At 71.5% G+C, this 23555-nt stretch carries 21 protein-coding genes and 1 pseudogene; 10 read left to right on the top strand and 12 right to left on the bottom strand.

The annotated features are described in order from the left end of the window. Nucleotides 1-22 precede the first annotated feature (22 nt). The 3 genes from IE318_RS00870 to IE318_RS00860 all read right to left on the bottom strand — a co-directional run bounded on the left by IE318_RS00870 (nucleotide 23) and on the right by IE318_RS00860 (nucleotide 1642). Entirely contained in the window at nucleotides 23-271 is a 249-nt protein-coding gene (locus tag IE318_RS00870; RefSeq protein WP_030165687.1) for a hypothetical protein, read from the bottom strand. Nucleotides 272-347: 76 nt separating this feature from the next. After that, nucleotides 348-848 carry a sigma factor-like helix-turn-helix DNA-binding protein gene (locus IE318_RS00865; RefSeq protein ID WP_030165691.1) on the bottom strand — a complete coding sequence of 167 codons (501 nt, stop codon included), beginning with the start codon at nucleotides 846-848 and terminating at the stop codon, nucleotides 348-350. A gap of 242 nt (nucleotides 849-1090) precedes the next feature. Beyond that, a complete protein-coding gene (locus IE318_RS00860) occupies nucleotides 1091-1642 on the bottom strand; it encodes a MarR family winged helix-turn-helix transcriptional regulator (RefSeq protein WP_189895761.1) in 552 nt (183 codons plus the stop codon). A gap of 161 nt (nucleotides 1643-1803) precedes the next feature. Between IE318_RS00860 and ilvA the strand changes: the two genes are divergently transcribed. From ilvA to IE318_RS00840, 4 genes and pseudogenes are all read left to right on the top strand, one after another. Further along, nucleotides 1804-3033, top strand: a complete 1230-nt coding sequence (gene ilvA, locus IE318_RS00855) for a threonine ammonia-lyase (RefSeq protein WP_189895583.1) — start codon at nucleotides 1804-1806, stop codon at nucleotides 3031-3033. A gap of 281 nt (nucleotides 3034-3314) precedes the next feature. Then, complete coding sequence (locus IE318_RS00850) at nucleotides 3315-4280, top strand: ATP-binding cassette domain-containing protein (protein WP_189895582.1); 966 nt, start codon at nucleotides 3315-3317, stop codon at nucleotides 4278-4280. Further along, entirely contained in the window at nucleotides 4277-5134 is an 858-nt protein-coding gene (locus IE318_RS00845; protein ID WP_030165703.1) for an ABC transporter permease, read from the top strand. Before IE318_RS00850 ends, IE318_RS00845 begins: the two co-directional genes overlap by 4 nt. Before the next feature lie 237 nt (nucleotides 5135-5371). After that, nucleotides 5372-5947 (top strand): annotated as a pseudogene (locus IE318_RS00840) (histidine kinase); the annotation flags it as partial. A gap of 154 nt (nucleotides 5948-6101) precedes the next feature. Here IE318_RS00840 and greA read toward each other — a convergent pair. Both greA and IE318_RS00830 read right to left on the bottom strand, forming a co-directional pair. After that, nucleotides 6102-6602, bottom strand: a complete 501-nt coding sequence (gene greA / locus IE318_RS00835) for a transcription elongation factor GreA (RefSeq protein WP_030165709.1) — start codon at nucleotides 6600-6602, stop codon at nucleotides 6102-6104. Between the two features lie 176 nt (nucleotides 6603-6778). After that, nucleotides 6779-7177: a DUF4307 domain-containing protein gene (locus tag IE318_RS00830; protein ID WP_189895580.1), complete on the bottom strand. Its 399-nt coding sequence runs from the start codon at nucleotides 7175-7177 to the stop codon at nucleotides 6779-6781. 205 nt (nucleotides 7178-7382) lie between these two features. Here IE318_RS00830 and mca point away from each other — a divergent pair, with 205 nt between their 5' ends. Together mca and IE318_RS00820 are read left to right on the top strand one after the other, a co-directional pair. Then, nucleotides 7383-8261, top strand: coding sequence for a mycothiol conjugate amidase Mca (gene mca, locus IE318_RS00825; RefSeq protein ID WP_189895579.1), 879 nt, complete (start codon nucleotides 7383-7385; stop codon nucleotides 8259-8261). A gap of 6 nt (nucleotides 8262-8267) precedes the next feature. Beyond that, nucleotides 8268-8525, top strand: coding sequence for a hypothetical protein (locus IE318_RS00820; RefSeq protein ID WP_189895578.1), 258 nt, complete (start codon nucleotides 8268-8270; stop codon nucleotides 8523-8525). 128 nt (nucleotides 8526-8653) lie between these two features. On the opposite strand, the gene IE318_RS00815 is transcribed toward IE318_RS00820, so the two are convergent. Then, the gene (locus IE318_RS00815) at nucleotides 8654-11857 is read right to left on the bottom strand and encodes a tetratricopeptide repeat protein (protein ID WP_189895577.1); all 3204 of its coding nucleotides are present in this window, start codon (nucleotides 11855-11857) and stop codon (nucleotides 8654-8656) included. Between the two features lie 160 nt (nucleotides 11858-12017). On the opposite strand from IE318_RS00815, the gene IE318_RS00810 reads away from it, so the two are divergent. Further along, nucleotides 12018-14051 (top strand): thioredoxin domain-containing protein, encoded by a 2034-nt coding sequence (locus IE318_RS00810; RefSeq protein WP_189895576.1) that lies wholly within the window; start codon nucleotides 12018-12020, stop codon nucleotides 14049-14051. A gap of 48 nt (nucleotides 14052-14099) precedes the next feature. On the opposite strand, the gene IE318_RS00805 is transcribed toward IE318_RS00810, so the two are convergent. The 4 genes from IE318_RS00805 to trhA form a co-directional block, all read right to left on the bottom strand. After that, on the bottom strand, nucleotides 14100-14843 hold the full coding sequence (locus IE318_RS00805) for a Mut7-C RNAse domain-containing protein (protein WP_189895575.1): 744 nt from the start codon (nucleotides 14841-14843) through the stop codon (nucleotides 14100-14102). A gap of 33 nt (nucleotides 14844-14876) precedes the next feature. After that, complete coding sequence (locus tag IE318_RS00800; protein WP_189895574.1) at nucleotides 14877-15509, bottom strand: TetR/AcrR family transcriptional regulator; 633 nt, start codon at nucleotides 15507-15509, stop codon at nucleotides 14877-14879. Between the two features lie 5 nt (nucleotides 15510-15514). Continuing rightward, nucleotides 15515-17083: an MFS transporter gene (locus IE318_RS00795; RefSeq protein ID WP_189895573.1), complete on the bottom strand. Its 1569-nt coding sequence runs from the start codon at nucleotides 17081-17083 to the stop codon at nucleotides 15515-15517. 150 nt (nucleotides 17084-17233) lie between these two features. Next, complete coding sequence (gene trhA / locus IE318_RS00790; RefSeq protein ID WP_189895572.1) at nucleotides 17234-17947, bottom strand: PAQR family membrane homeostasis protein TrhA; 714 nt, start codon at nucleotides 17945-17947, stop codon at nucleotides 17234-17236. Between the two features lie 298 nt (nucleotides 17948-18245). On the opposite strand from trhA, the gene IE318_RS00785 reads away from it, so the two are divergent. Continuing rightward, nucleotides 18246-20093 carry a phosphoenolpyruvate carboxykinase (GTP) gene (locus tag IE318_RS00785; protein WP_189895571.1) on the top strand — a complete coding sequence of 616 codons (1848 nt, stop codon included), beginning with the start codon at nucleotides 18246-18248 and terminating at the stop codon, nucleotides 20091-20093. Between the two features lie 295 nt (nucleotides 20094-20388). After that, nucleotides 20389-20565 carry a membrane protein gene (locus IE318_RS00780; RefSeq protein WP_030165745.1) on the top strand — a complete coding sequence of 59 codons (177 nt, stop codon included), beginning with the start codon at nucleotides 20389-20391 and terminating at the stop codon, nucleotides 20563-20565. Between the two features lie 165 nt (nucleotides 20566-20730). On the opposite strand, the gene IE318_RS00775 is transcribed toward IE318_RS00780, so the two are convergent. After that, on the bottom strand, nucleotides 20731-21177 hold the full coding sequence (locus IE318_RS00775; protein WP_189895570.1) for an SCO4983 family protein: 447 nt from the start codon (nucleotides 21175-21177) through the stop codon (nucleotides 20731-20733). Between the two features lie 116 nt (nucleotides 21178-21293). Continuing rightward, the gene (locus IE318_RS00770; RefSeq protein ID WP_189895569.1) at nucleotides 21294-22505 is read right to left on the bottom strand and encodes a pyridoxal phosphate-dependent aminotransferase; all 1212 of its coding nucleotides are present in this window, start codon (nucleotides 22503-22505) and stop codon (nucleotides 21294-21296) included. A 125-nt stretch (nucleotides 22506-22630) separates the two neighbouring features. Here IE318_RS00770 and IE318_RS00765 point away from each other — a divergent pair, with 125 nt between their 5' ends. Then, nucleotides 22631-23449 carry a hypothetical protein gene (locus IE318_RS00765; protein ID WP_189895568.1) on the top strand — a complete coding sequence of 273 codons (819 nt, stop codon included), beginning with the start codon at nucleotides 22631-22633 and terminating at the stop codon, nucleotides 23447-23449. Nucleotides 23450-23555: the final 106 nt, after the last annotated feature.

Raw genomic sequence — 23555 nt, 5'->3', positions numbered from 1 at the left:
GAGGGGGCGGCCGCCGTGGCCCTCACCAGTCGCTCACCGGTGGAGTCGTCTGCGACGGCGGCTCCACCCAGGGCCGTACCGTCAGCGCCCACACGGTGAACGCGACCACCGCGGCGAACAGCAGCAGCCACATCGCGCGGCGGGCGAGCGTCCGGCGGCGCAGCATGCGGCCGCCGCGGCGCACCACGTCGGCGTACAGCTCCGCCGGAACCTGCGGCGGGGTCTGCTCCAGCAGTCGCCGCACGGCCGCCTCACGTTCCACCCTGTTCACGTCCGCCTCCCCTGACTCGCCGCCGCCCGTCCGTTTTGCTGAGCCTTCGTGTGCCGCCCCGACTCTCTGTGTGCCGCTACGACCGGGCCACCTCCGGGCCGCGCACCGCCGGGGCCGGGCGCGCGGGCGGGTGGGTGAGCAAGGTGATCGCGCGGTCGCAGATGACGCGGACGCGTTCCGGGGGCAGGCCGAGCAGCGCCGCCGCCTGTTCCTCGGCGACCCCCTCGTACAACCTCAGGACGAGGACGAGGCGTTCCTGAGGGGTGAGGGCGGCCAGTGTGCCGGGGGGCGTGGGCCGGCCGCGGCCCAGGCCGTGCTGGTGCCACGCCTCACGGGCGAAGCGCGCGGCCATGTGCTGGCGGGCGCACGCGTAGGGGTCCTCTCCGCCCAGTCGGTCCCAGCACGCGTACGTGTGCGCGAGGGACAGGGTCAGCAGGCGGCACGCGCGCGGGTTGTCGTCCGGGGCCTCGGCGGTGAGCAGCGTCGCTGCATGCAGCAGCCGCCCGGCCGCGCCCGCGACGAACGCCTCGAACTCCCGGGCCCGGCGAACGCCTTGGGACGCCTGCCGTTCTTGCACCGCGCCTCCCGCCAGGGGCGATCCGAAGAAGCGGGACCCGTCCGCCCTACGGGATACGGAACCGTGTGCGACAAGGACCCGGTCTCATACCAGGCCAGCGGCGGCCCGTGAGTCAAGAGCCGCGCGCCCATGCGGACGGGACGATCGGCGGAAAGCGGCTCGCCGATGGGGTTCAGGACGCCGTCACGGCTCGGGACTTCGGAGAGCTCAGGCCGCCGTCACGGCTCGGGACAGCCGGGACCTCAGGACGCCGGCGCCGTCTCCGCCCCGGTCCCCGTGCCCGACGCCGCCCCTGCTCCCGCCTCCGGCGCCGGGCCGCCGCCCTGGGTGGCCTGGCGGGCGGAGAGCGCGTGGTTGAAGCGGGTCAGGAGCTCGCAGAAGGTCTCCCGCTCCTCCGGCTCCCAGTCGTGGGTGAGCTCCGCCATCAGCCGGCGCCTGGAGGAGCGCACCTCGTCCAGCCGCGACACGCCGCGCGGGGACAGCTGCAGCACCACGGCCCGCCCGTCCTCGGGGTGCGAGGTGCGCTTGACGAGCCCGGTGTCGACGAGCGGCGCCACCTGCCGGGTGACGGTCGAGGAGTCGATACCCATGCTCGCGGCGAGTGCCTTGACGCCCATCGGGCCCTCCCGGTCGAGCCGGTTGAGCAGCAGATACGCGGCGCGGTCCATGGAGTTGCGCACCTGCCCGACCCCGCCGAGCCGGGTCTGTTCCGCACGGCGGGCGAACAGGGCCACCTCGTGCTGGAGGGTGTCGAGAAGACCGGTGTCACCGACGGTCGTCATGTCCATCGACATTTCAGGTGTTGTGGGCATGGCCGGAGGCTCACTTCTGAAGGGCTGCTGGGTTGGGGGACAGGGTACGCGGCCGGGCCGCAGGTCGTACCGGCGCTGCGCAAACCGGTCCCAGACGTTGGTCACACCGGCCCGCCGCGCTCGTGAACTGCAAGACTTGCCTCATGAGCTACGGCACGGCTGTCCCCTTCCCTCCCGTCACCCTCGACGACGTGCGGGGCGCCCAGAAGATGCTCTCCGGGGTGGCGCGGGTGACCGCGATGGAGACCAGCAGGCACCTGTCCCAGCTGGTGGGCGCGCCGGTCCACCTCAAGTGCGAGAACCTCCAGCGGACGGGCTCGTTCAAGCTGCGCGGCGCCTACGTCCGGATCGCCGGGCTGCTGCCCGAGGAGCGCGCCGCCGGCGTGGTGGCGGCGAGCGCCGGCAACCACGCGCAGGGTGTCGCACTGGCGTCGTCGCTGCTCGGGGTGCACGCCACGGTGTTCATGCCGAAGGGCGCCCCGCTGCCGAAGATCAGCGCGACCCGGGACTACGGCGCCGAGGTGCGTATGCACGGTCAGGTGGTCGACGAGACGCTGGCCGCCGCACAGGAGTACGCGGCCGAGACCGGCGCGGTGTTCATCCACCCCTTCGACCACCCGGACGTCATCGCGGGCCAGGGGACGGTGGGGCTGGAGATCCTGGAGCAGTGCCCGGAGGTGCGCACGATCGTCGTCGGCATCGGCGGTGGCGGGCTCGCGGCCGGCATCGCGGTCGCGGTGAAGTCGCTGCGCCCGGACGTGCGGATCGTCGGGGTGCAGGCGGTGGGCTCGGCGGCGTATCCGCCGTCGCTGGCGGCGGGGCATCCGGTGGCGATCGAGAACCCGGCGACGATGGCCGACGGCATCAGGGTGGGGCGGCCGGGCGACGTGCCGTTCGGGATCATCGGCGAGCTGGTCGACGAGGTGCGCACGGTCACCGAGGACGAGCTGTCCGCTGCACTGCTGCTGTGCCTGGAGCGGGCCAAGCTGGTCGTCGAGCCGGCCGGAGCGAGCCCGGTGGCCGCGCTGCTCGGCGATGGCGGCGGCATCGCGGGCCCGGTGGTGGCGGTGCTGTCCGGTGGCAACGTGGATCCGGTCCTGCTGCAGCGCGTGCTGCGGCACGGCATGGCGGCGCAGGGCCGCTACCTGGCCGTTCGCCTGCGTCTGACCGATCGGCCGGGCGCGCTCGCCACGCTCCTCGGGGTGTTGTCAGTGGTCGACGCTAACGTCCTCGATGTGAGCCACGTACGGACCGACCCACGGCTCGGGCTCACGGAGGCGGAGGTGGAGCTGCACCTGGAGACGAAGGGCCCGGAGCACTGCGCCGAGGTCGGTCGGGCCCTGCGCGACGCGGGTTACACGGTCATCGACTGAGCGTCGGGCAGCGGAACACCGAGGTCGGCACCCTCTTCGTCACCCGTTCGGGAAAAACCGTTGAGAGACGCGATATATCGCGTTATGGTGTGTCGCACAGTCATGGCATCCACGCCACCCATGCCCTTCACGCACCAGCACCTGCGCCAGCGGCATGGACGGCACCGGTACCGCCGTGACGTACCACCCGCAGGCCCGAAAATTGCAGACGCACCGAGGAAGAGGCCTGCGAACCTAGGCTTTTCGACCCATGACCCATCCCCGATGACGTGGAGACTCATATGCCAGGCGCCATCTACGCCGAAGGTCTGGTGAAGACCTTCGGTGACGTAAGGGCTCTGGACGGCGTCGACCTCGATGTCCCCGAGGGCACGGTGCTCGGACTGCTCGGGCCGAACGGCGCGGGCAAGACCACCACCGTCCGCTGTCTGACCACCCTGCTCCGACCGGACAGCGGCAAGGCCGTCGTCGCTGGCATCGACGTGCTCAGGCACCCCAACGAGGTGCGCCGCTCGATCGGCCTGTCCGGTCAGTTCGCCGCGGTCGACGAGTACCTGACCGGCCGCGAGAACCTCCAGATGGTCGGCCGGCTGTACCAGATGCGGGCCAGGGCGGCGAAGGCCCGGGCGCAGGAGCTGCTGGAGCAGTTCAACCTCGCCGACGCCGCCGACCGGCCCGCGAAGACCTACTCCGGAGGCATGCGCCGCCGGCTCGACCTGGCGGCGGCGCTCGTCGTCTCCCCGCCGGTGATGTTCATGGACGAGCCGACGACCGGCCTCGACCCCCGCAACCGCCAGCAGCTGTGGGAGGTCATCAAGCAACTGGTCTCCGGAGGTACGACCCTGCTGCTCACCACGCAGTACCTGGAAGAGGCCGACCACCTGGCGCACGAGATAGCGGTGGTCGACCACGGCCGGGTCATCGCCCGCGGCACCTCCGACCAGCTCAAGGCCCGCACCGGCGGCGAGCGCGTCGAGGTCGTGGTGCACGACCGCGAGGACATCGCCGCCGCCTCCGAGGTGCTGCGCGGCTTCGGCAAGGGCGACACCACCGTGGAGCAGCACACCCGCAGGCTCACCGTGCCCGTCACCGGCGGCGCGAAGCTGCTGGCCGAGGTCATCCGCGAGCTGGACGGCCGCGGCATCGAGATCGACGACATCGGGCTGCGTCGGCCCACCCTCGACGACGTGTTCCTGTCCCTGACCGGTCATGTGGCCGAGGAGAAGCCCGAGGAGGCCGCCAAGTGAGCGCCGTCACCGACGCCCTGCGGGTCGCACCGACCGCCAACCCCGTCATCCAGTCCTTCCGGGACTCGATGGTGGTCGCGAAACGCAATCTGATCCGCATGTCGCGGATTCCCGAAATGATCATTTATGGGCTGATCCAGCCCATCATGTTCGTGGTGCTCTTCACCTACGTGTTCGGCGGTTCCATGCAGATCGGCGGCAGCACCAGCGCCACCGACTACAAGAACTTCCTGATGGCCGGCATCTTCGCGCAGACCGTCACCTTCGCCACCGCCAGCTCCGGCGCGGGCATCGCCGACGACATGCACAAGGGCCTCATCGACCGCTTCCGCTCCCTGCCCATGGCGCGCGGCGCGGTGCTCACCGGGCGGACCCTCGCCGACCTGGTGCAGACGGCGCTGACCCTCGTCGTCCTCGCCGTGGTCGCCCTGCTGGTCGGCTGGCGCGTCGGGTCGAACGGCGACACCAACGTGGGCAAGGTCCTCGGCGCCTTCGGACTGCTGCTCCTGCTCGGTTACGCCTTCACCTGGATCGGCGCACTGATCGGCATGTCCGTGCGCACCCCGGAAGCGGCCACGTCCAGCGGGCTCATCTGGCTGTTCCCGGTCACGTTCATCTCGAACGCGTTCGTGGACACCAGCCACATGACCCCGTGGCTGCGCCACATCGCCGAGTGGAACCCCTTCAGCGCCACCGCGCAGGCCTGCCGGGTGCTCTTCGCCAACCCCGGTCAGTCCCAGTCGGACGCCTGGCCCATGCAGCACCCGGTGTGGGCCTCACTGATCTACTCGGCCCTGATCCTCCTGATCTTCCGTACGCTCGCGGTCCGCAAGTACCGCCGGGCGGCCGGGTGACGGTCCGGCGCATCCTGTCCGCGTGAAAGCCCGGACAGGGTCGTGCGGCCCTCGACACCGCCGATTGCGGGGCGGCAGCCACTGTGGGCAAACAGGAACATGTCTGCCGCTCTGTTCCCGGAGGTGCGGATCATGACAAAGATCGGCTTCCGGTGACACCAGCCCCATGAGTGCACGGCCGCACGACGCCCGGCTCCTCCTCGACGAGCGAGGGACGGTCGTCCAGCCGGACGTCCGGCGGCGGTGGTCGTCAGCCCGCAGGGCAAGGTCGAGATCCCCGACATCCCGGCGGGCCCGCCACTGGGCACACAGCACCCGCCGTACCGGACCACAGACGTGGAACTGCCGGAGGGGACCACGCTCGGTCTGTTCGCCGGCAGTCCGGCGCCCGCCGGGACCTCCGAGCGGTCGCCTGCGGCCCGCATTCTGCACCAGGTCCTGAGCAGCAACCCGTACCGCGCCCTGGAGGACAGGTGCGAGGCGTTCATCCGCGCCTACGAACCCGCCACAGGCGAGGGTTTCCTTCTGCTTCTGGCACGCACCCGGGCGCTGTCCATGGACCGGGTGGCGGCCTGGACCTTCCCACCGGACCCGGCGGTGGTCGCCACCGCCCGTTCCCTGAGCCTTCGGCAACTCGCCGGCTGGGGCCTTGAGGAACTGGACTTCACCACCGAACTGATCGTCAGCGAGCTCGTCACCGACGCCATCCGCCACGGGGCCGGGCCCGTCGGCCTGCGCCTCATCCTCGACCGCGGGCTCATCTGCGAGGTCAGCGACGGTAGCAGCACCGCCCCGCATCTGCGCTACGCCTAGGAGACGGACGAAGGAGGCCGCGGTCTCCTCCTGATCGCCCAGCTCGCCCACCGCTGCGGAACGCGCTACTCAGCTCTGGTCACGACGAAGCCCCCGGCGCGCTCAGCGAGGCGCCGGGGGCTTCGTCGAAGGGGTTGGGTGTACGCGCGGGTGCTCAGCCCGCGTACGGCTCGGCCTTGAGGATCGTCACCGAGGCCTTCTTGCCGTTCGGCAGCTCGTACTCCGCGTCCTCGCCCACCTTGTGGCCGATCACGCCGGAGCCCAGCGGGGACTGCGGCGAGTAGGTCTCGATGTCGGCGCTGGCGTACTCGCGCGAGGCCAGCAGGAAGGTCAGCGTGTCGTCCTCGTCACCGTCGAAGGCGATCGTGACGACCATGCCGGGCGCGACCGCGCCGTCCGCGGACGCCGGAGCCTCGCCGACCTGGGCGTTCTCGAGAAGCTGGGTCAGCTGGCGCACGCGGAGCTCCTGCTTGCCCTGCTCCTCCTTGGCCGCGTGGTACCCGCCGTTCTCGCGCAGGTCGCCCTCCTCGCGCGCGGCCGCGATCTTGGCGGCGATCTCCGTGCGCGCAGGACCAGTAAGGTACTCAAGCTCGTCCTTGAGCTTGTTGTACGCCTCCTGGGTCAGCCAGGTGACGTTCTCGCTGGTCTGGGTCACAGGTGCTCCTCGTCGGTACTGGGAATACAAAGCATCGCCCTACCCAGAAGAATGTTCCCTCATGGATGGGCGAAACCACGAGCCTAACAATTCAGCGGGGAAAGGGGGAGGACATAAGCCTCAGAATCACGTCAACGCAGGTCAGCGCCGACGTATTCCGGAAGGCACCGGAGCGTTCAGTCGGCGTGGCAGCCCAGCAGCTCGCCGGTCGTCCCCCGGGACGTCGTACGCAGCGTGAGCACCTTGTCGATCTGCTTGGCGTGCTCGTCGAAGCGGAAGTCGGCCCGGCCGACCTCGTTGCCGTCGGCCGCCTGTGAGCGCAGCGTGCAGTAGCCGCGGGTGTCGGCGTCCTTGTGGACCTCCAGATGGACCCGCACCGCGTTGTCCGAGGTCTCGAACGAGACGACCTGCGCACTGATCTTGTTCTGCGCGACGTAGTGGTAGGCGAACCAGCCGATCAGGGCGAGCAGCGCCGCGCCCAGGACGGCGCCCGCGATCTTGAGCTTGTGATCGGCGCGCTCGTCCGAGGAGCGGCCGTAGCGGCCCTCGGGCAGCCGGGTGCTCGCCGTACTCATGATCGTCCTCTCGGCCGGTGCGGGACACACGCCCCGCGAGGGGCTCCCGGAGCCGTACTCCGGAATTATTCCGCCCCCGATTCGGTCACTATAGAAGGCCCGGCGTGCCGCTCGGCCGCCGCCCCGTGACGACGGAGAGTCACCAGGGCGGTACCCGCTGACGCCCGCGGACACCGGGCACCGACCTGACCTTGAGGAATGAGCCTTGACTGACCAGCTGCGACTGATGGCCGTGCACGCGCACCCCGACGACGAGTCGAGCAAAGGCGCGGCCACCATGGCGAAGTACGTGTCCGAGGGGGTGGACGTGCTGGTGGTGACCTGCACGGGCGGAGAACGCGGCTCCATCCTCAACCCCAAGCTCCAGGGCGACAAGTACATCGAGGAGCACATCCACGAGGTGCGCAAGCGGGAGATGGACGAAGCCCGGGAGATCCTCGGCGTCACGCAGGAGTGGCTCGGCTTCGTCGACTCCGGCCTGCCCGAGGGCGACCCGCTGCCCCCGCTGCCGGAGGGGTGCTTCGCGCTGGAGGACGTCGACAAGGCCGCCGGCGAGCTGGTGCGGAAGATCCGCGCCTTCCGTCCGCAGGTGATCACCACCTACGACGAGAACGGCGGCTACCCGCACCCCGACCACATCATGACCCACAAGATCTCGATGGTGGCGTTCGAGGGCGCGGCGGACACCGAGAAGTACCCGGAGGCGGAGTACGGCCCGGCGTACCAGCCGCTGAAGCTGTACTACAACCAGGGCTTCAACCGCCCCCGCACCGAGGCGCTGCACAAGGCCCTGCTGGACCGCGGCCTGGAGTCCCCCTACGGCGAGTGGCTGGAGCGCTGGGATAAGTCCGGCCACAAGGACCGCACGCTCACCACGCACATCCCGTGCGCGGACTTCTTCGAGATCCGCGACAAGGCGCTGATCGCCCACGCCACGCAGATCGACCCCGACGGCGGCTGGTTCCGGGTGCCGATGGAGATCCAGAAGGAGGTCTGGCCCACGGAGGAGTACGAGCTCGCGAAGTCCCTCGTGGACACCTCCCTCCCCGAGGACGACCTCTTTGCGGGCGTCCGCCGGCCCTGAGGGACAATGCCTGACATGAGCGCAAGCGCGAGCCTGGCAACGACGCACCTGGTCACTCTGGCCGAGTTCGACAAGGACAAGGTCACCCCCGGCGTCCTCGGCTTCATCGTCTTCGCGGTGATGGCCGTGGCCGTGTGGGGCCTGATGAAGTCCATGAACCGCCACATGGGCAAGGTGGACTTCAAGGAGACCCCGGAGACGGACACGAACACGCCCCGCAAGGGCGCCCCGGGAGGCGGCGAGGCCCAGCCCTCCAAGGGCTGACACAGCGGCTCACGCCCGCCCGCTGCCACAGAGTGCGGTGCCCGTGTCACCCCGCAGAGTGATGTGACGCCACGCCACCCTGTGGCGTGACACGGGTCACGTCGTGCTGCCGTGCCGCGCCCGCGGTCTCACCCCCGCACCGGTGCGATCTCCACCCCCATCACCTCGCGGGCGTGCCGGTCCGGCGCCATGCCCAGACGCCAGGCCTGCCAGCCCGCCTCCAGGTCCACCCCGCGCTCCAGCAGCAGCTGGTAGGCGTCGAGGTACGGCTCCAGCTTGGCGTCCCGCAGCGCATGGCCGGCGCGGGCCAGAGCGGACAGCTCCTCCTGGGCGACCGCCGTGCCGACCTCCACGCCGCCGGGCGCCGCGTACGGCAGCAGGGTGCAGCGCAGGAAACGTGCCCAGTCCTCGCCGCGGCGGTCGCCGTAGGAGGCGAACAGGGCCAGCGCCTCGTCGCACAGGCCCAGCGCCTGCTGGGTGCGGGCGTTGCCCGCGTCCACCACGGCCAGCTCCAGACACGTCCAGGCCTCGCCGTGGGCGACGCCGATCCGCTGGAAGTCGGCGCGCGCGTCGGCCAGCAGCTGGCGGGCGAAACCGGAGTTGCGCAGGGAACCGGTCTGCGCCGCCCGCTGGTCGCGGGTCACCCGCGCCGAATGGTGGCGGGCGCACGCCAGCCCGTACACGTCCCGCATCCGGGAGAACATCGTGCGGGCCCGCTCCAGCTCGCGCACCGCCCGGTCCAGATCGCCGGTCTCCTCCAGCGCCTGGCCCAGGTGGTACAGCGTCCACGCCTCGCCGCGCGCGTCCTCGTTGTCACGGTGCCGGGCCGCCGCCCGGCGCAGCCCGTCCACCGCCTCGGAGCCGTCACCGGCCACCAGCCGGGCCCGCGCCAGCTGCGTGAGCGCCCACGCCTCGCCGCGCGCGTCACGGGTGCGGCCGTAACGGTCCAGGGCCTGCCCCAGATCGGCCTCCGCGCGTTCCACCTCGCCCAGCCGCAGCGCGAGCTGGCCCAGCTGGAAGTGGGCCCACGCCTCGCCGTGCACCGAGCCGCCCTCCCGGTGCAGCACCAGCGAACGCGTCAGCAGGTCCAGTGCCTGGGCCAGGTTTCCCCGGTCCCGTTCCACCGCCGCGAGCGCGTGCATCGTCCACGCCCGGTCCGTCGCCAGTTCCGGAGCCGCCTGGAGGTCCAGGGCCTCGCGCAGCCTGGCCGCCGCTTCCGTGAGATTGCCCTGGTGGTGCAGGGTGATTCCCAGGGAGTTCAGCGCACGGGCCGCGCCCGCGTCGTGATGGGCCTGCCTGTACAGATCCACCACCGACGTCAGCGTGGTGCGCGCCTTGTCCAGCTCGCCCAGCTGACGGGCCGCGATACCGGTGCGCCACTGCACCGAACGGACCAGCAGCCCCTGGTCGACGGCCTGCGTCAGCTCGCTGATCTCGCCCAGGCGGTACAGGTCGCCGCGCAGCAGGCAGTAGTCGCACAGCGCGCCCAGCAGATGCAGCACGGCCGCCTGGTCCACGCCCTCCGCGTGCTTCAGGGCCGCGGTGATGAAGCTCGACTCGTCGTCCAGCCAGCGCAGCGCGTCGTCCAGGGAGGTGAAGCCGTGCGGGCTGAAGCGGTCCGAGCGGGTCGAGTTGTTGCCGTCGACCAGGCGCAGCACCGAGTCGGCCAGCTCGGCGTAGTTCCCGATCAGCCGCTCCTGCGCCGCCGTACGTTCGTCGGGATCCTCCTCGTCCAGCAGCCGGGCGTGGGCGAAGTCCCGCACCAGGTCGTGCAGCCGGTAGCGGCTGCCCCGCACATGGTCGATCAGGCCCGCCCGGGCGAGTTCCGCCAGCCGGCGGGACGCCTCCTCCTCGTCCGTGGCCAGCAGCGCGGCGGCCGCCGCCGCGCCCAGCGAGGTACGGCCCGCCAGCGCGAGGCGGCGCAGCAGCCGCCGGGCAGGTTCCGGCTGGTCGGTGTAGCGCAGCCACAGCACCCGTTCGACGGGCTCCACCGGCCCGTACGCCTCGAGATCCGTGGCCAGTTGGCGGGGCGAGCGCGGGCCGAGCGAGGAGCCCGCGATCCGCAGCGCCAGCGGCAGCCCACCGCACAACCGGCGGATCCGCTCGGCGGACTCCGCGTCGTACGGCCCCGAGACGTCCTGCGCCGCGGCGCCCAGCAGCTCCTCCGCGCCCGCCTCGTCCAGGGCCTGGACCGGCAGCTGGTACACCCAGGCCGGCAGCTCGGCGGGCAGCCGCAGCGGCCTGCGGGCGGTGACCAGGACCAGGCAGTCGGAGCGCTCGGGGATCAGGGCGCGGACCTGCTCGGCGTCCTGGGCGTCGTCCAGCACGATCGTCACCGGCAGGCCCGTCAGCTGCTGGTCGTACAGCTCGCCCAGCCGCTTGACCTGCTGGTCGGCGGAGGACCGCTCACGGAACAGCAACTGTTCGCGGGGCGCGCCGAGCCGGTTCAGCAGATGCAGCAGGGCCTCGCGGGTGGTCAGCGGCGCCTCCTCCGTGTTGTCCCCGCGCAGGTCGACGACGACCGCGCCGCGGAACTGGTCCTTGAGGTCGTGGGCCGCCCGGACGGCGAGGGTGGTGCGGCCGGAGCCCGGCGTGCCGTGCAGCACGACGACCGTCGGCCGGGTCTCGCTGCTGGCACGGGCCGCCTGCACCCACTGCCGGATCCGCGCCACCTCCTGCCGCCGACCCGCGAACACGCCGTCCGGCTGCGGCAGTTGACCGAAGGACTGCTCCAGCACGTTGCGCCTGCGGGCCGCCGCGCTCTTGTCCGTGCCCCGCAACCGGGGTGCCGCCTTCTTCGGCGTCGTGGAGGCGCTGAGCACGCGTTGCTGATCGAGGAAGGGACGGATCCCGCGCACCTCCAGCGCGGTCAGCCACTGCAGCCGCAGCTGCTCGGCGCCACCGGGCTGACCGGCGGCGCCCGCCCGGTGGTGGGCCGCGGGCAGATGCGCCGCGGTCACCTTCACGACGGTGGCCGCCGCGCCGACCACACCGGCCACGACGCCCGCGCCGACGGCGGTACCCGGGCCGGTACCGAGGGCGGCATCGGCGACGGCGGCGGCGCCCGCGGCGACGACCGCGACCATCAGCGCGGTCCCGGCACCCTCCCGCGCATACCGCTGCGCGAAGGTCAGCTGCCCGGCCGCCGCCTCGTCCAGTGCCCGGGTGTACGCCTCGTACTCCTCGGCCGCCGGCTCCGCGAGGGTGTCCAGGGCCGCCCGGGCCCGCGACAGCAGCACCCCGCCGTCCACCCGGCCACCCGACCGCCGCACCTCCTCCTCCACGGCCCGAGCCAGCAACCGCTCGGCCTCCACCCGATGCCCGTCCCGCATGAACCGTCCCCCTCCGGCGACAACTCCTTTGCGTACGAGTGTCCTTCGAGCCATCCACGAACGCGAGAGGGCGACGATCACGGCGGTGGAGGCGGCCCGGTACCGCCCGGCGGCGATCACGTTCCGTGCCTGGCCGGTGCGGGTGAGGCAGGATGGGGGTATGCCGAACCGACTGGCTCATGAGACGTCTCCGTATCTGCTCCAGCACGCCGGGAACCCGGTCGACTGGTGGCCCTGGTCGGGGGAGGCGTTCGAGGAGGCGCGCAGGACGGGCAAGCCCGTGCTGCTGAGTGTCGGGTACTCGAGTTGTCACTGGTGCCATGTGATGGCTCACGAGTCCTTCGAGGACCGGGGCACCGCCGACTACCTCAACGAGCACTTCGTCAACATCAAGGTGGACCGTGAGGAGCGGCCCGACGTCGATGCCGTGTACATGGAGGCGGTGCAGGCGGCCACCGGGCAGGGCGGGTGGCCGATGACCGTGTTCCTGACGCCGGAGGCGGAGCCGTTCTACTTCGGTACGTACTTCCCGCCCGAGCCCCGGCACGGCATGCCGTCCTTCCGGCAGGTGCTGCAGGGCGTGCGGCAGGCCTGGGAGACCCGGCGGGAGGAGGTCGCCGACGTCGCCGGGAAGATCGTGCGGGACCTGGCCCAGCGGGAGATCGACTTCGGCGGGACCCGGACGCCGGGCCCGGAGGAGCTGGGGCAGGCGCTGCTCGGGCTGACGCGCGAGTACGATCCGCAGCGCGGCGGATTCGGCGGGGCGCCGAAGTTCCCGCCGTCGATGGTGCTCGAGTTCCTGCTGCGCCACCACGCCCGCACCGGCTCCGAGGGGGCCCTGCAGATGGCCCGGGACACCTGCGAGCGGATGGCCCGCGGCGGCATCTACGACCAGCTCGGCGGCGGCTTCGCCCGCTACTCCGTCGACCGCGACTGGGTGGTGCCGCACTTCGAGAAGATGCTGTACGACAACGCGCTGCTGTGCCGTGTCTACGCCCATCTGTGGCGCACCACGGGATCCGAGCTCGCGCGCCGGGTCGCCCTGGAGACCGCGGACTTCATGGTCCGTGAACTGCGCACCGGCGAGGGCGGGTTCGCCTCGGCGCTCGACGCCGACAGCGACGACGGCACGGGCAGGCATGTGGAAGGTGCCTACTACGTCTGGAAGCCGGAGCAGTTGCGTGACGTCCTCGGTCCCGAGGACGCCGAACTCGCCGCACAGTACTTCGGGGTGACCGTGGAGGGCACCTTCGAGCACGGGTCCTCCGTGCTGCAATTGCCGCAGCAGGAAGGTGTGTTCGACGCCGAGCGGGTCGCCTCCGTGCGGCGCCGGCTGCTCGCCGCGCGTGCCGAGCGGCCCGCCCCGGGCCGGGACGACAAGGTCGTCGCCGCCTGGAACGGTCTGGCGGTCGCCGCCCTCGCCGAGACCGGCGCGTACTTCGACCGGCCCGATCTGGTCGAGGCCGCGGTCGGCGCCGCCGACCTCCTCGTACGGCTGCACATGGACGAGCACGCCGGACTGTCGCGCACCAGCAGGGACGGGCACGTCGGCGCGAACGCCGGGGTGCTGGAGGACTACGCCGACGTCGCCGAGGGCTTCCTGGCGCTGGCGTCGGTCACCGGCGAGGGCGTCTGGCTGGACTTCGCGGGCCTGCTCCTCGACCAGGTCCTGACCCGGTTCACCGACGCGGAGTCCGGCTCCCTGTACGACACCGCCGCCGACGCCGAGAAGCTGATCCGCCGGCCCCAGGACCCCACCGACAACGCCGCCCCCTCCGGCTGGACGGCGGCCGCCGGTGCCCTGCTCGCCTACGCCGCCCACACCGGGTCGGAGGCCCACCGCACCGCCGCGGAGCGGGCCTTGGGCGTCGTGCAGGCGCTCGGCCCGCGCGTGCCGCGCTTCATCGGCTGGGGGCTGGCCGTCGCCGAGGCGGCGCTCGACGGGCCGCGCGAGATCGCGGTCGTCGGGCCCTCGCTCGCCGACGAGGCCGCGAGGACCCTGCACCGTACGGCTCTTCTGGGCGCCGCCCCCGGTGCCGTCGTCGCCTACGGTGTCCCCGGCAGCGACGAGTTCCCGCTGCTCGCCGACCGGCCTCTTGTCAACGGCGCGCCGACGGCGTACGTCTGCCGCGACTTCACCTGCGACGCGCCGACGACCGACCCGGAGCGGCTGCGGGTCGCGCTCGGCGGCTGACCCGGGTCGAAACGGCCGACGCGGCTCACATGCTCACACCGGCCGGTGTCAGCCGCGGTCCGCGTCCGCGTCCGCGTACTCCGTGAGCGCGCGCCGCACGATCGCCTCCAGCTGGTCGTGGTGGGCGCCCTTCCAGTAGGCGCGGCCGCAGGAGCGGCACTGGGCGAAGACGTCGTACGTGCGCCGGGTGCCGTGTTCCAGCTGGTCGGCGACCTCTTCCTTGGTCGCCTCCTTCAGCAGGCCGTTGCAGGCGGTGCAGCGGGTCCACGGCCGCAGCTCGGGGTGGAAGCGGTCGAGGACGTCGCGGAGCTGCTCGTCGGGGCGGGTGCTGTAGACGAAGGCGCCCGCCCACAGTTCGCGGCGGCGCAGCAGGCCCCGGTCGCGGCTGAGCATGACCCGTTTCTCCGCCGCCGAGCGGGCGGCGAGCGCGGCGTCGCCGATGTCCGTCGACTCGTACGCCGTGTCCACGCCGAGCAGGCGCAGGCGGCGGGCGAGGGTGCCGAGGTGGACGTCGAGGAGGAAGCGCAGGGGAGCGCCGGGGACCTGCTGGGGGCGTTCGACCGGCCGCACCGCCACGGAGTCGCCCGCGGCCGGGACGTACGACGGCGGCACCCGGCGGCCGTCCACCACCAGCGCCCCGACCTCGGTCAGCGGCACGCCCAGCGACTCCACGACGTGCCCGAGGGAGGAGACGCCGTCGGTCGGGACCTCTCCGGTTTCCCGGCGTCGGCCGTTCGGGAGGAAGAGGGCCAGCTCGGGGGCGAACTCGACGTGGATCTCGGGACCGTTCACCCGGTCAGGATGTCACGGAAGGGGCCGCGGGGCTCAGGGGTTTCCGGTGGGGAGGCCGTGTTCCAGGACGTCCAGGGCCCGGTCCACGAGGTCGACCAGTTCGCCCTGGAAGCCGGTCTCCGCCCAGTGCATGTAGACCTCCATCAGGCCGCCGGTGAGGGACATGGCGTAGACGCGCACGTCGAGGCCGTCCGGGTCCAGGCCGGTGCGTTCGGCGAGGGCCCCGCGGAGCATCCGCCCGGTCTCCGACATGCTCTCGACCATCCGGGAGCGGACGGCCGGGACCTGGATCCCGAGGTGCGCCCGCATCCGGACCGCGTCGGGATCCTCCGCCATCATCGCGTCGAGGGACATGTGGATCACGTGCCGCAGCGAGTCCATCCAGGGCTCGTCGGCGGGCCGTGCGCGCAACTCCTCCAGCATCAGAGGGTCGTACTCGTCCGTGAGGACGATGTCCTCCTTGGTCGGGAAGTAGCGGAAGACGGTCGACGGCGACACCTCGGCCCGGTCGGCGATCTGCTCGATCGTCGTGGCGTCGTACCCCTGCTCCCTGATCAGCGCGTACGTCGCGTCGCGGATCGCCTCGCGGGTCTTGATCTTCTTGCGCTCACGAAGTCCCAGCTGGGGGCGGTCGGCGGGGGAGAGGCGGGAACGTGCGGCCGTCATGGGGTTCATTGTCGGGCATCCTCCACCGGGGCGACCACGTCGGGGGTGACGCTTTCCGAGGTCGACGGCGCCGGCGTCGCCCTCGGCAGGAAGGCCGCCGCCAGCAGCGCGGCGACCAGGGCGGCGATGCCGCACACCAGCAGGACCACGCCCATGCCGTGGACGTACGCGGTGTCCGCGGAGGCCGCCAGACGGGCCGAACCCAGCTTCTCGCCGACCAGGTGGGCGGCGACGACCGAGTCACCGGCGGTGTCGGCGGCGCGCGCGGGCAGACCCGTGACGTCGAGGCGGTCGCGGAAGACGCCGGCGAGCAGGCTGCCCAGCAGGGCGATGCCGATGGCGGCGCCGACCTGGCGCAGCGTCATGAGCAGTCCCGAACCGCTGCCGGCCCGGTCGCGGGGCAGGGTGCCGAGGGCGCCGTCCATCGCGGGTACGACGGAGAACCCGAATCCGACACCGGCGATCGAGAGCCACAGCGCGGTGAAGCCGTAGCCGGAGCCGACCGTCGTACGGCTGCCGAGCAGCGCGGCGAAGGCCAGCACCACCAGGCCGGCGCTGACCACGGCACGTGGGCCGAACCGTGCGACGACCGGCTGCGTGCCCCTCGCGGCGATCATCAGGCCGCCCATCATCGGCAGCAGGCGCAGACCGGTGCCGAAGGCGTCGTGGCCGAGGACGGCCTGGAGATACGGGGGCAGTACGAACAGCAGGCCCGACAGGACGAACATCACCAGGGTCGCGGCGAGCGCGTTGAACAGGAAGCCGCGCTGGGCCAGCAGCGTCATGTCCAGCATGGGCCGTACGGCCCGCCTCTCGCGCAGCACCAGCGCGGTGAGCAGCGCCGCGGCCGCGCCGAACATCGCGAGCACCAGGGGGTCGCCCCAGCCGCGGTCGGGTGCCTCGATGATCGCGTAGACGAGGGCGCCGAGGCCGGTCGCGGTGAGCGCCGTGGAGAGGGCGTCGACCCTGGGGGAGGCGGGGTCGCTGGTCTCCGGGAGCAGGAACACGCAGGCGGTGATGCCGATCGCGGCCATCGGGACGTTGACGAGGAAGACCGAGCCCCACCAGAAGTGGTTCAGCAGCCAGCCGCCGATGATCGGTCCGAGCGGCAGGCCGAGCGCGGAGGCGGCCGAGATGATGCCGACGGCCTTGGTGCGCTCGTCGGGTCCGAAGAGCGAGGGCAGCACGGAGAGCGCGAGCGGGGTGACGAGCGCCCCGCCGACGCCCATGAACGCCCGGGCCGCGACGACCCAGTTCACGTCCCCGGCCAGGGCCCCGACCAGCGAGCCGGCGAGGAAGAGCCCGAGCCCGGTGATCAGCATCCGGCGGCGCCCGAACCGGTCGCCGAGCAGCCCGGCCGGGAGCATCAGCGCGGCGAAGACGACGACGTACGCGTCCGCCATCCACTGCTGCTGGCCGGTGGTGGCGCCGAGTTCGCCGGCCATGGTCGGCAGGGCCACGTTGAGGATCGTCATGTCGAAACCGAGCGTGAGCATGCTCGCGACCAGGGCCCCCAGGGCCCACCAGCGGCGCGGGTCGCGCCGTGCGTCTTCCGCCTGAGTGACAGTAGCCATGAAATGAGAGTAGCTCTCAAAATATAGGTACTGTCAATCGGTATCGACTTCCGGACGCATGGCGACGGACTTCGGGGCGCACGAAAAAGGCCACGGCTCGTGCGAGCCGTGGCCTGGAGGGGCGTGAGGGGCCGTGGGGGGTGCGGAGGGTCAGGCGTGCTGGTACGCGACCAGGGAGATCCCCACGTAGTGCACCACGAAGGCCGCCAGCGTGAGGGAGTGGAAGACCTCGTGGAAGCCGAACCAGCGCGGGGACGGGTTCGGGCGCTTGATGCCGTAGACGACGCCGCCCGCGCTGTAGAGGAGTCCGCCGACGATCACCAGGACCAGGACCGCGATGCCGCCGGTACGCAGGAAGTCCGGCAGGAAGAACACGGCCGCCCAGCCCATCGCGATGTAGCAGGGGGTGTAGAGCCAGCGCGGGGCGCCGACCCAGAAGACGCGGAAGACTATGCCGGCCAGGGCCGCCGCCCAGATCCCCCACAGCAGCCACTGGCCCTTGGCCCCGGGCAGGAGCAGCAGAGTCAGCGGCGTGTAGGTGCCCGCGATGATCAGGAAGATGTTCGCGTGGTCGAGGCGCCGCAGTAGGCCGCCCAGGCGCGGGCCCCAGTTGCCCCGGTGGTAGAGCGCGCTCACCCCGAACAGCAGGCACGCGGTCAGGACGTAGACGCCGCAGGCGATCCGGCCTCGGGTGGAGTCGGCCAGCGCGGTGAGCACCAGGCCCGCTATGAGCACGGCGGGGAACATGGCCAGGTGCAGCCAGCCGCGCAGCTTCGGCTTGACCGGATGCGGCAGGGAGAGCGCCGCCGGACCGCGGCTACCGGCCGGCTTGTCCAGGGGCGCGTCGGAGGCGGACGCAGTCATGCGGGGCATCGTACCTACGTCACCGTAAGTCGGGTGTGAGTGCACAGAGTGAGCGGCGAGTGATCGCGTAGAGGCCCCGGAACGCAAAAAGTCCTTCTGCTGAACCCAAGGTGGACGCAAAGAATCACGGAAACCGTGGCCTTCCTCACGTCGCTCACCTGTGCGGCCCCCTGGACAGATGGGCGCACTAGTCGGATGATCAAATGAGTGCGGTCGGCACCGGATGAGCGGCTGCGAAGCATCCGGGTCGAAGCCCCCACGGGGCGACAAGACAAAAACCCCTCATTTAGGAGCGATCGTGGCGCGAGACATCGCGGCTCCCACCGTCATCCCGACCAACCACAAGGACCTGATCTCGTGGGTCAACGAGATCGCGGAACTCACGCAGCCGGACAACGTGGTCTGGTGTGACGGATCCGAGGCCGAGTACGACCGACTGTGCGAGGAGCTCGTTCAGAAGGGCACGTTCAAGAAACTCGACCCGATCAAGCGCCCCAACTCCTACTACGCGGCCTCGGACCCCTCGGACGTGGCCCGCGTGGAGGACCGCACGTTCATCTGCTCCGAGAAGGAGCAGGACGCAGGGCCCACCAACCACTGGAAGGCCCCCGCCGAGATGCGGGAGATCTTCCAGGGCACGGACGGCAAGGGCGGCGTCTTCCGCGGCTCGATGAAGGGCCGGACGATGTACGTCGTCCCGTTCTGCATGGGGCCGCTGGGCTCCCCGCTCTCCGCGATCGGCGTCGAGATCACCGACTCCGCCTACGTCGCCGTGTCCATGCGCACCATGACCCGCATGGGACAGCCGGTCCTCGACGAGCTCGGCGACAACGGCTTCTTCGTCAAGGCCGTGCACACCCTCGGCGCCCCGCTGGAGCCGGGCCAGGAGGACGTCCCCTGGCCGTGCAACTCCACCAAGTACATCTCGCACTTCCCCGAGAGCCGCGAGATCTGGTCCTACGGCTCCGGCTACGGCGGCAACGCGCTGCTCGGCAAGAAGTGCTACGCCCTGCGCATCGCCTCCGTCATGGCCCGCGACGAGGGCTGGCTGGCCGAGCACATGCTGATCCTCAAGCTCACCCCGCCCACCGGTGAGTCCAAGTACGTCGCCGCCGCCTTCCCGAGCGCCTGCGGCAAGACCAACCTCGCCATGCTGGAGCCGACGATCTCCGGCTGGACCGTCGAGACCATCGGCGACGACATCGCGTGGATGCGGTTCGGCGAGGACGGCCGTCTGTACGCGATCAACCCCGAGGCCGGCTTCTTCGGCGTGGCGCCCGGCACCGGCGAGCACACCAACGCCAACGCCATGAAGACCCTGTGGGGCAACTCCGTCTTCACCAACGTCGCCCTCACCGACGACGGCGACGTGTGGTGGGAGGGCATGACGCCGGAGACCCCGGCCCATCTGACGGACTGGAAGGGCCGCGACTGGACCCCGGACTCCGCCGAGCCCGCCGCCCACCCCAACGCCCGCTTCACCACCCCCGCCTCCCAGTGCCCGATCATCGCGCCCGAGTGGGAGGACCCCAAGGGCGTGCCGATCTCGGCGATCCTGTTCGGCGGCCGCCGGGCCAGCGCGGTGCCGCTGGTGACGGAGTCCTTCGACTGGAACCACGGCGTCTTCCTCGGCGCCAACGTGGCCTCCGAGAAGACCGCCGCGGCCGAGGGCAAGGTCGGCGAGCTGCGCCGCGACCCGTTCGCCATGCTGCCGTTCTGCGGCTACAACATGGGCGACTACATGGGCCACTGGATCGAGATGGGCAGGACGGCGGTAGCCCGCGACGGCGACGAGTCCAAGCTGCCGAGGATCTACTACGTCAACTGGTTCCGCAAGAACGACGAGGGCAAGTTCGTCTGGCCCGGCTTCGGCGAGAACAGCCGCGTGCTGAAGTGGATCGTGGAGCGCCTGGAGGGCAAGGCCGAGGGCGTCGAGACCCCGATCGGCATCCTGCCGGCCAGGGAGTCGCTGGACACCGACGGCCTGGAGCTGTCCGAGTCCGACCTGGAGTTCCTGCTCACGGTCGACAAGGACGTCTGGCGCGAGGAGGCCTCCCTGGTCCCCGAGCACCTGAACACCTTCGGTGATCACACCCCGAAGGAGCTGTGGGACCAGTACCGGGCGCTGGTCGAGCGCCTGGGCTGAGACCCGCCCTCCGCGTCGTCCCGGGCGGCCACCCGGACGACATGAGCTCCGCGGCCGGCCGCGACTTGCCCTGACCTGCGATGTCGCTCCGGCCGGCCGCGGCGTGGCCAGGCCCGAGAGGGCCTCAGGGGCCGGACGCGCACAACGGCGTGCGCGTCCGGCCCCTTCGGCGTGGCGTGACGGGGCGCCCGGCGGGGTCGCCCGCGGCTGTGTCGCGTAGGTCACTCATGGCCGTATGGCCGGGTCAGCTCAGGGGTACCCGGGAGTCACCCCGGTGAAGGAGCGTGATCAGGGCATGGCTGGAGATGGTGACTTCTACAAGCACGACCGTCCGGAGACCCCGGACCTGGAAGAGGACCGTCCGCGTGGCGGCGGCCCGGAGGAGCCGCAGGGCCGCGGGAACTGGCCGGTCTGGTGGATCGTGCTCGCGATCCTCGTGGCGTTCATCCTCTTCGTGGTGATCTTCGGCTGACTCGAACTCGTCACGGTGCCCGCCGTAGCTCACCCACATCCGGGGACCGGAGGACGGGAGGACCAAAGGGCCGGGACGACCCGGCCGACGGTTGCCGACGATCGTCGGCACGTGTGATGGCGCCCGGTCCGCGCGTCGCTGTGGGTGCGCGCGGACCGGGGCCGTTCATGAGGCGGCGCCACTCAGCTCCTGGTGTTCCCCCCGCTCGGCAGCGGCCGCGTGCGCGTCCATCCGCTCGGCCGCCAGGATGGCCGCCGCCGTGTCCGCCCGGGACGCGGCGACGACGAGGGCGCGACCGGCGAGCGCGTGCGCCCTCTGGTGCAGCGCCGCCGCCTCGCCCGGGTCCTGACCGACGGCACCGGCGGTCTTCGACGCGCGGACCGGGGCGCGGCCTGCGCGCAGCCGGGTCACCTGGCCGGCGAGGCGCTCGGCCGCCGTGTCCAGGTCGGCGGACGGGGCCATGGCGCGCAGCTCGTCCGTGGTGGCGAGCAGGGCCGCGAGATGACCCGCGAGCTGGATGTCCAGCTCCTCCTCGCGGGAACGGTGGGGGAAGTCGGAGGTGGTGCCGGCCATCGTGCTGTGGACCGACTTGGTGCGGATCGGTTCGTACATGGTGGATGGCCTCCTGTGCTCTGACAGAAGGCATCCTAGCTTAGAATCCGTCTAAAGTTGAGCCGGTTCGCGCAACCGGGTCGTAAGGGCACCGTAAGTGAATGGGTCGACCGTGCTCAGGGCTGGCTGTAACCGTCCAGGAAGGTGCCGATCCGGCCGACCGCGTCGCGCAGGTCGCCGACCGACGGCAGCGTGACGACCCGGAAGTGGTCCGGCTCGGGCCAGTTGAAGCCCGTGCCCTGCACGACCATGATCTTCTCCCGGCGCAGCAGGTCCAGGACCATCCGACGGTCGTCCCTGATCTTGAAGACCTTGGGGTCCAGGCGCGGGAAGAGGTACAGCGCGCCCTTGGGGCGTACGCAGGACACGCCCGGGATCTGGGTGAGCAGGTCGTAGGCGACGTCCAGCTGCTCCTTGAGCCGTCCGCCCGGCAGGACCAGGTCCTTGATGGACTGCCTGCCGCTGAGCGCCGCGACCACTCCGTGCTGTCCCGGCATGTTCGCGCACAGGCGCATGTTGGCCAGGATCGTCAGGCCCTCGATGTAGGAGTCGGCGTGGGCGCGCGGGCCGGAGATCGACATCCAGCCGACCCGGTAGCCGGCCACCCGGTACGCCTTGGACATGCCGTTGAACGTCAGCGTCAGCAGGTCGGGCGCGATCGCGGCGGTCGGGGTGTGGGTGGCGTCGTCGTAGAGGATCTTGTCGTAGATCTCGTCGGAGCACACCAGCAGGTTGTGCCGGCGGGCGATGTCCGTCAGGCCCTTGAGCACGGACGGGTCGTAGACCGCGCCCGTGGGGTTGTTCGGGTTGATGATGACGATCGCCTTGGTGCGGTCGGTGACCTTGCGCTCCACGTCGGCGAGGTCGGGCATCCAGTCGGACTGCTCGTCGCAGCGGTAGTGGACGGCGGTGCCGCCGGACAGCGAGACGGCGGCCGTCCACAGCGGGTAGTCCGGCGCAGGTACCAGCACCTCGTCGCCGTCGTCCAGCAGCCCCTGCATCGCCATCACGATCAGCTCGGAGACGCCGTTGCCGATGAACACGTGCTCGACGTCGGTCTCGATGCCGAGGGTCTGGTTGTGCATGACGACCGCGCGGCGGGCGGCCAGCAGGCCTTTCGCGTCGCCGTAGCCGTGGGCCGTGGAGACGTTGCGGAGGATGTCCTCCAGGATCTCCGGCGGGCAGTCGAAGCCGAAGGCGGCCGGATTGCCGGTGTTGAGCTTGAGGATGCGGTGACCCGCCGCCTCAAGCCGCATGGCCTCCTCGAGAACCGGGCCCCGGATCTCGTAACAGACATTGGCGAGCTTGGTCGACTGGATCACCTGCATGTCTGGGAGCTTACGGCTTGGTAACGCCCCATGGGTCGTGTTATCCGCCACGCGAGACGGCCGGAAAGGGCTATTACCGGCGGTAGCTGTCCCATCGGCCCCTCGGGTACCTAGGATTTCAAGCCATGTCCATGCCTCCCCAGACTCCTGGTGTCCCCCGCTCGGGTGACGGGCCCCAGGGGCCGCCGAACGTGTACCACCCGCATGCCGCGCCGACCCCGGCGTACGAGGAGTACGCCGACCCGGCGGCCGCCCACGGGTGGCAGACCGCGTACGACGAGACACGGGAGATGCCCCCGGTGCCGGCCGACCCGTCCGCGGGTGCGGAGCAGCACGAGGGCGCGGAACAGTACGGCGCGGCAGTACCGTACGGCGCCGCGGAGCCGTATCCCGGTGAGGAACCGGACGGCGGCGCCGAGCCGCACGGCGTCGTGGACGCGGCCGGCGTCACGGGGCCGGGCGGCGGACGCCGTGCGCGGCGGGCGGAGCAGCGGCGTGACGCCCGGCGGTCGCGGCGTGCGGTGGTCGCCGCCGGGGCCGTGGGGGTCGTGTCCCTCGCCGTGATCGCCGGTTTCACGGCGCTGAACTCGTCGGGGAGCGGAGCCCGGGGCGACCGGGAGCACGGGGAGTCGACGGCGGACACCGGCACGGCCGCGAGCGACACCCCGTCCGCGGAATCCCCGCAGGCCCCGGCGTCGGCCGGCGTCCCCGGGTCCTCCGCCTCGGACAACGGTCGTACGTCCCCGGCCGCCACGTCGAGCGCGGACGCCACCGCCTCGCAGAGCGCGCCGGGCTCGCGGACGACGAGCGGGCCGCCCTCCCGGTCGGGTTCCACCTCCACCGCGTCGGCCACCGCCCCGACATCCACGCCCACCGCCACGTCCAGCGCACCGGGTTCCGCCGGCCGCGGTCGCGGGGGTCACGGCGGCGGTCGCTGGCACTAAAACCTGTCCGGCATTCGACGGCCCGGCGCTTCTGACGGCCCGTCGCCTGATGGCTCGTCGCCTGACGACTTGCCGTCCGGCGACTCGCCTTCTGGCGACTTGCCGC

The organism is Streptomyces spiralis (assembly GCF_014654675.1).
Classification (GTDB): Bacteria; Actinomycetota; Actinomycetes; order Streptomycetales; family Streptomycetaceae; genus Streptomyces; species Streptomyces spiralis.
The sequence above is the reverse complement of the archived record's forward strand: the minus strand, read 5'-3'. Positions and strand labels throughout refer to the sequence as shown.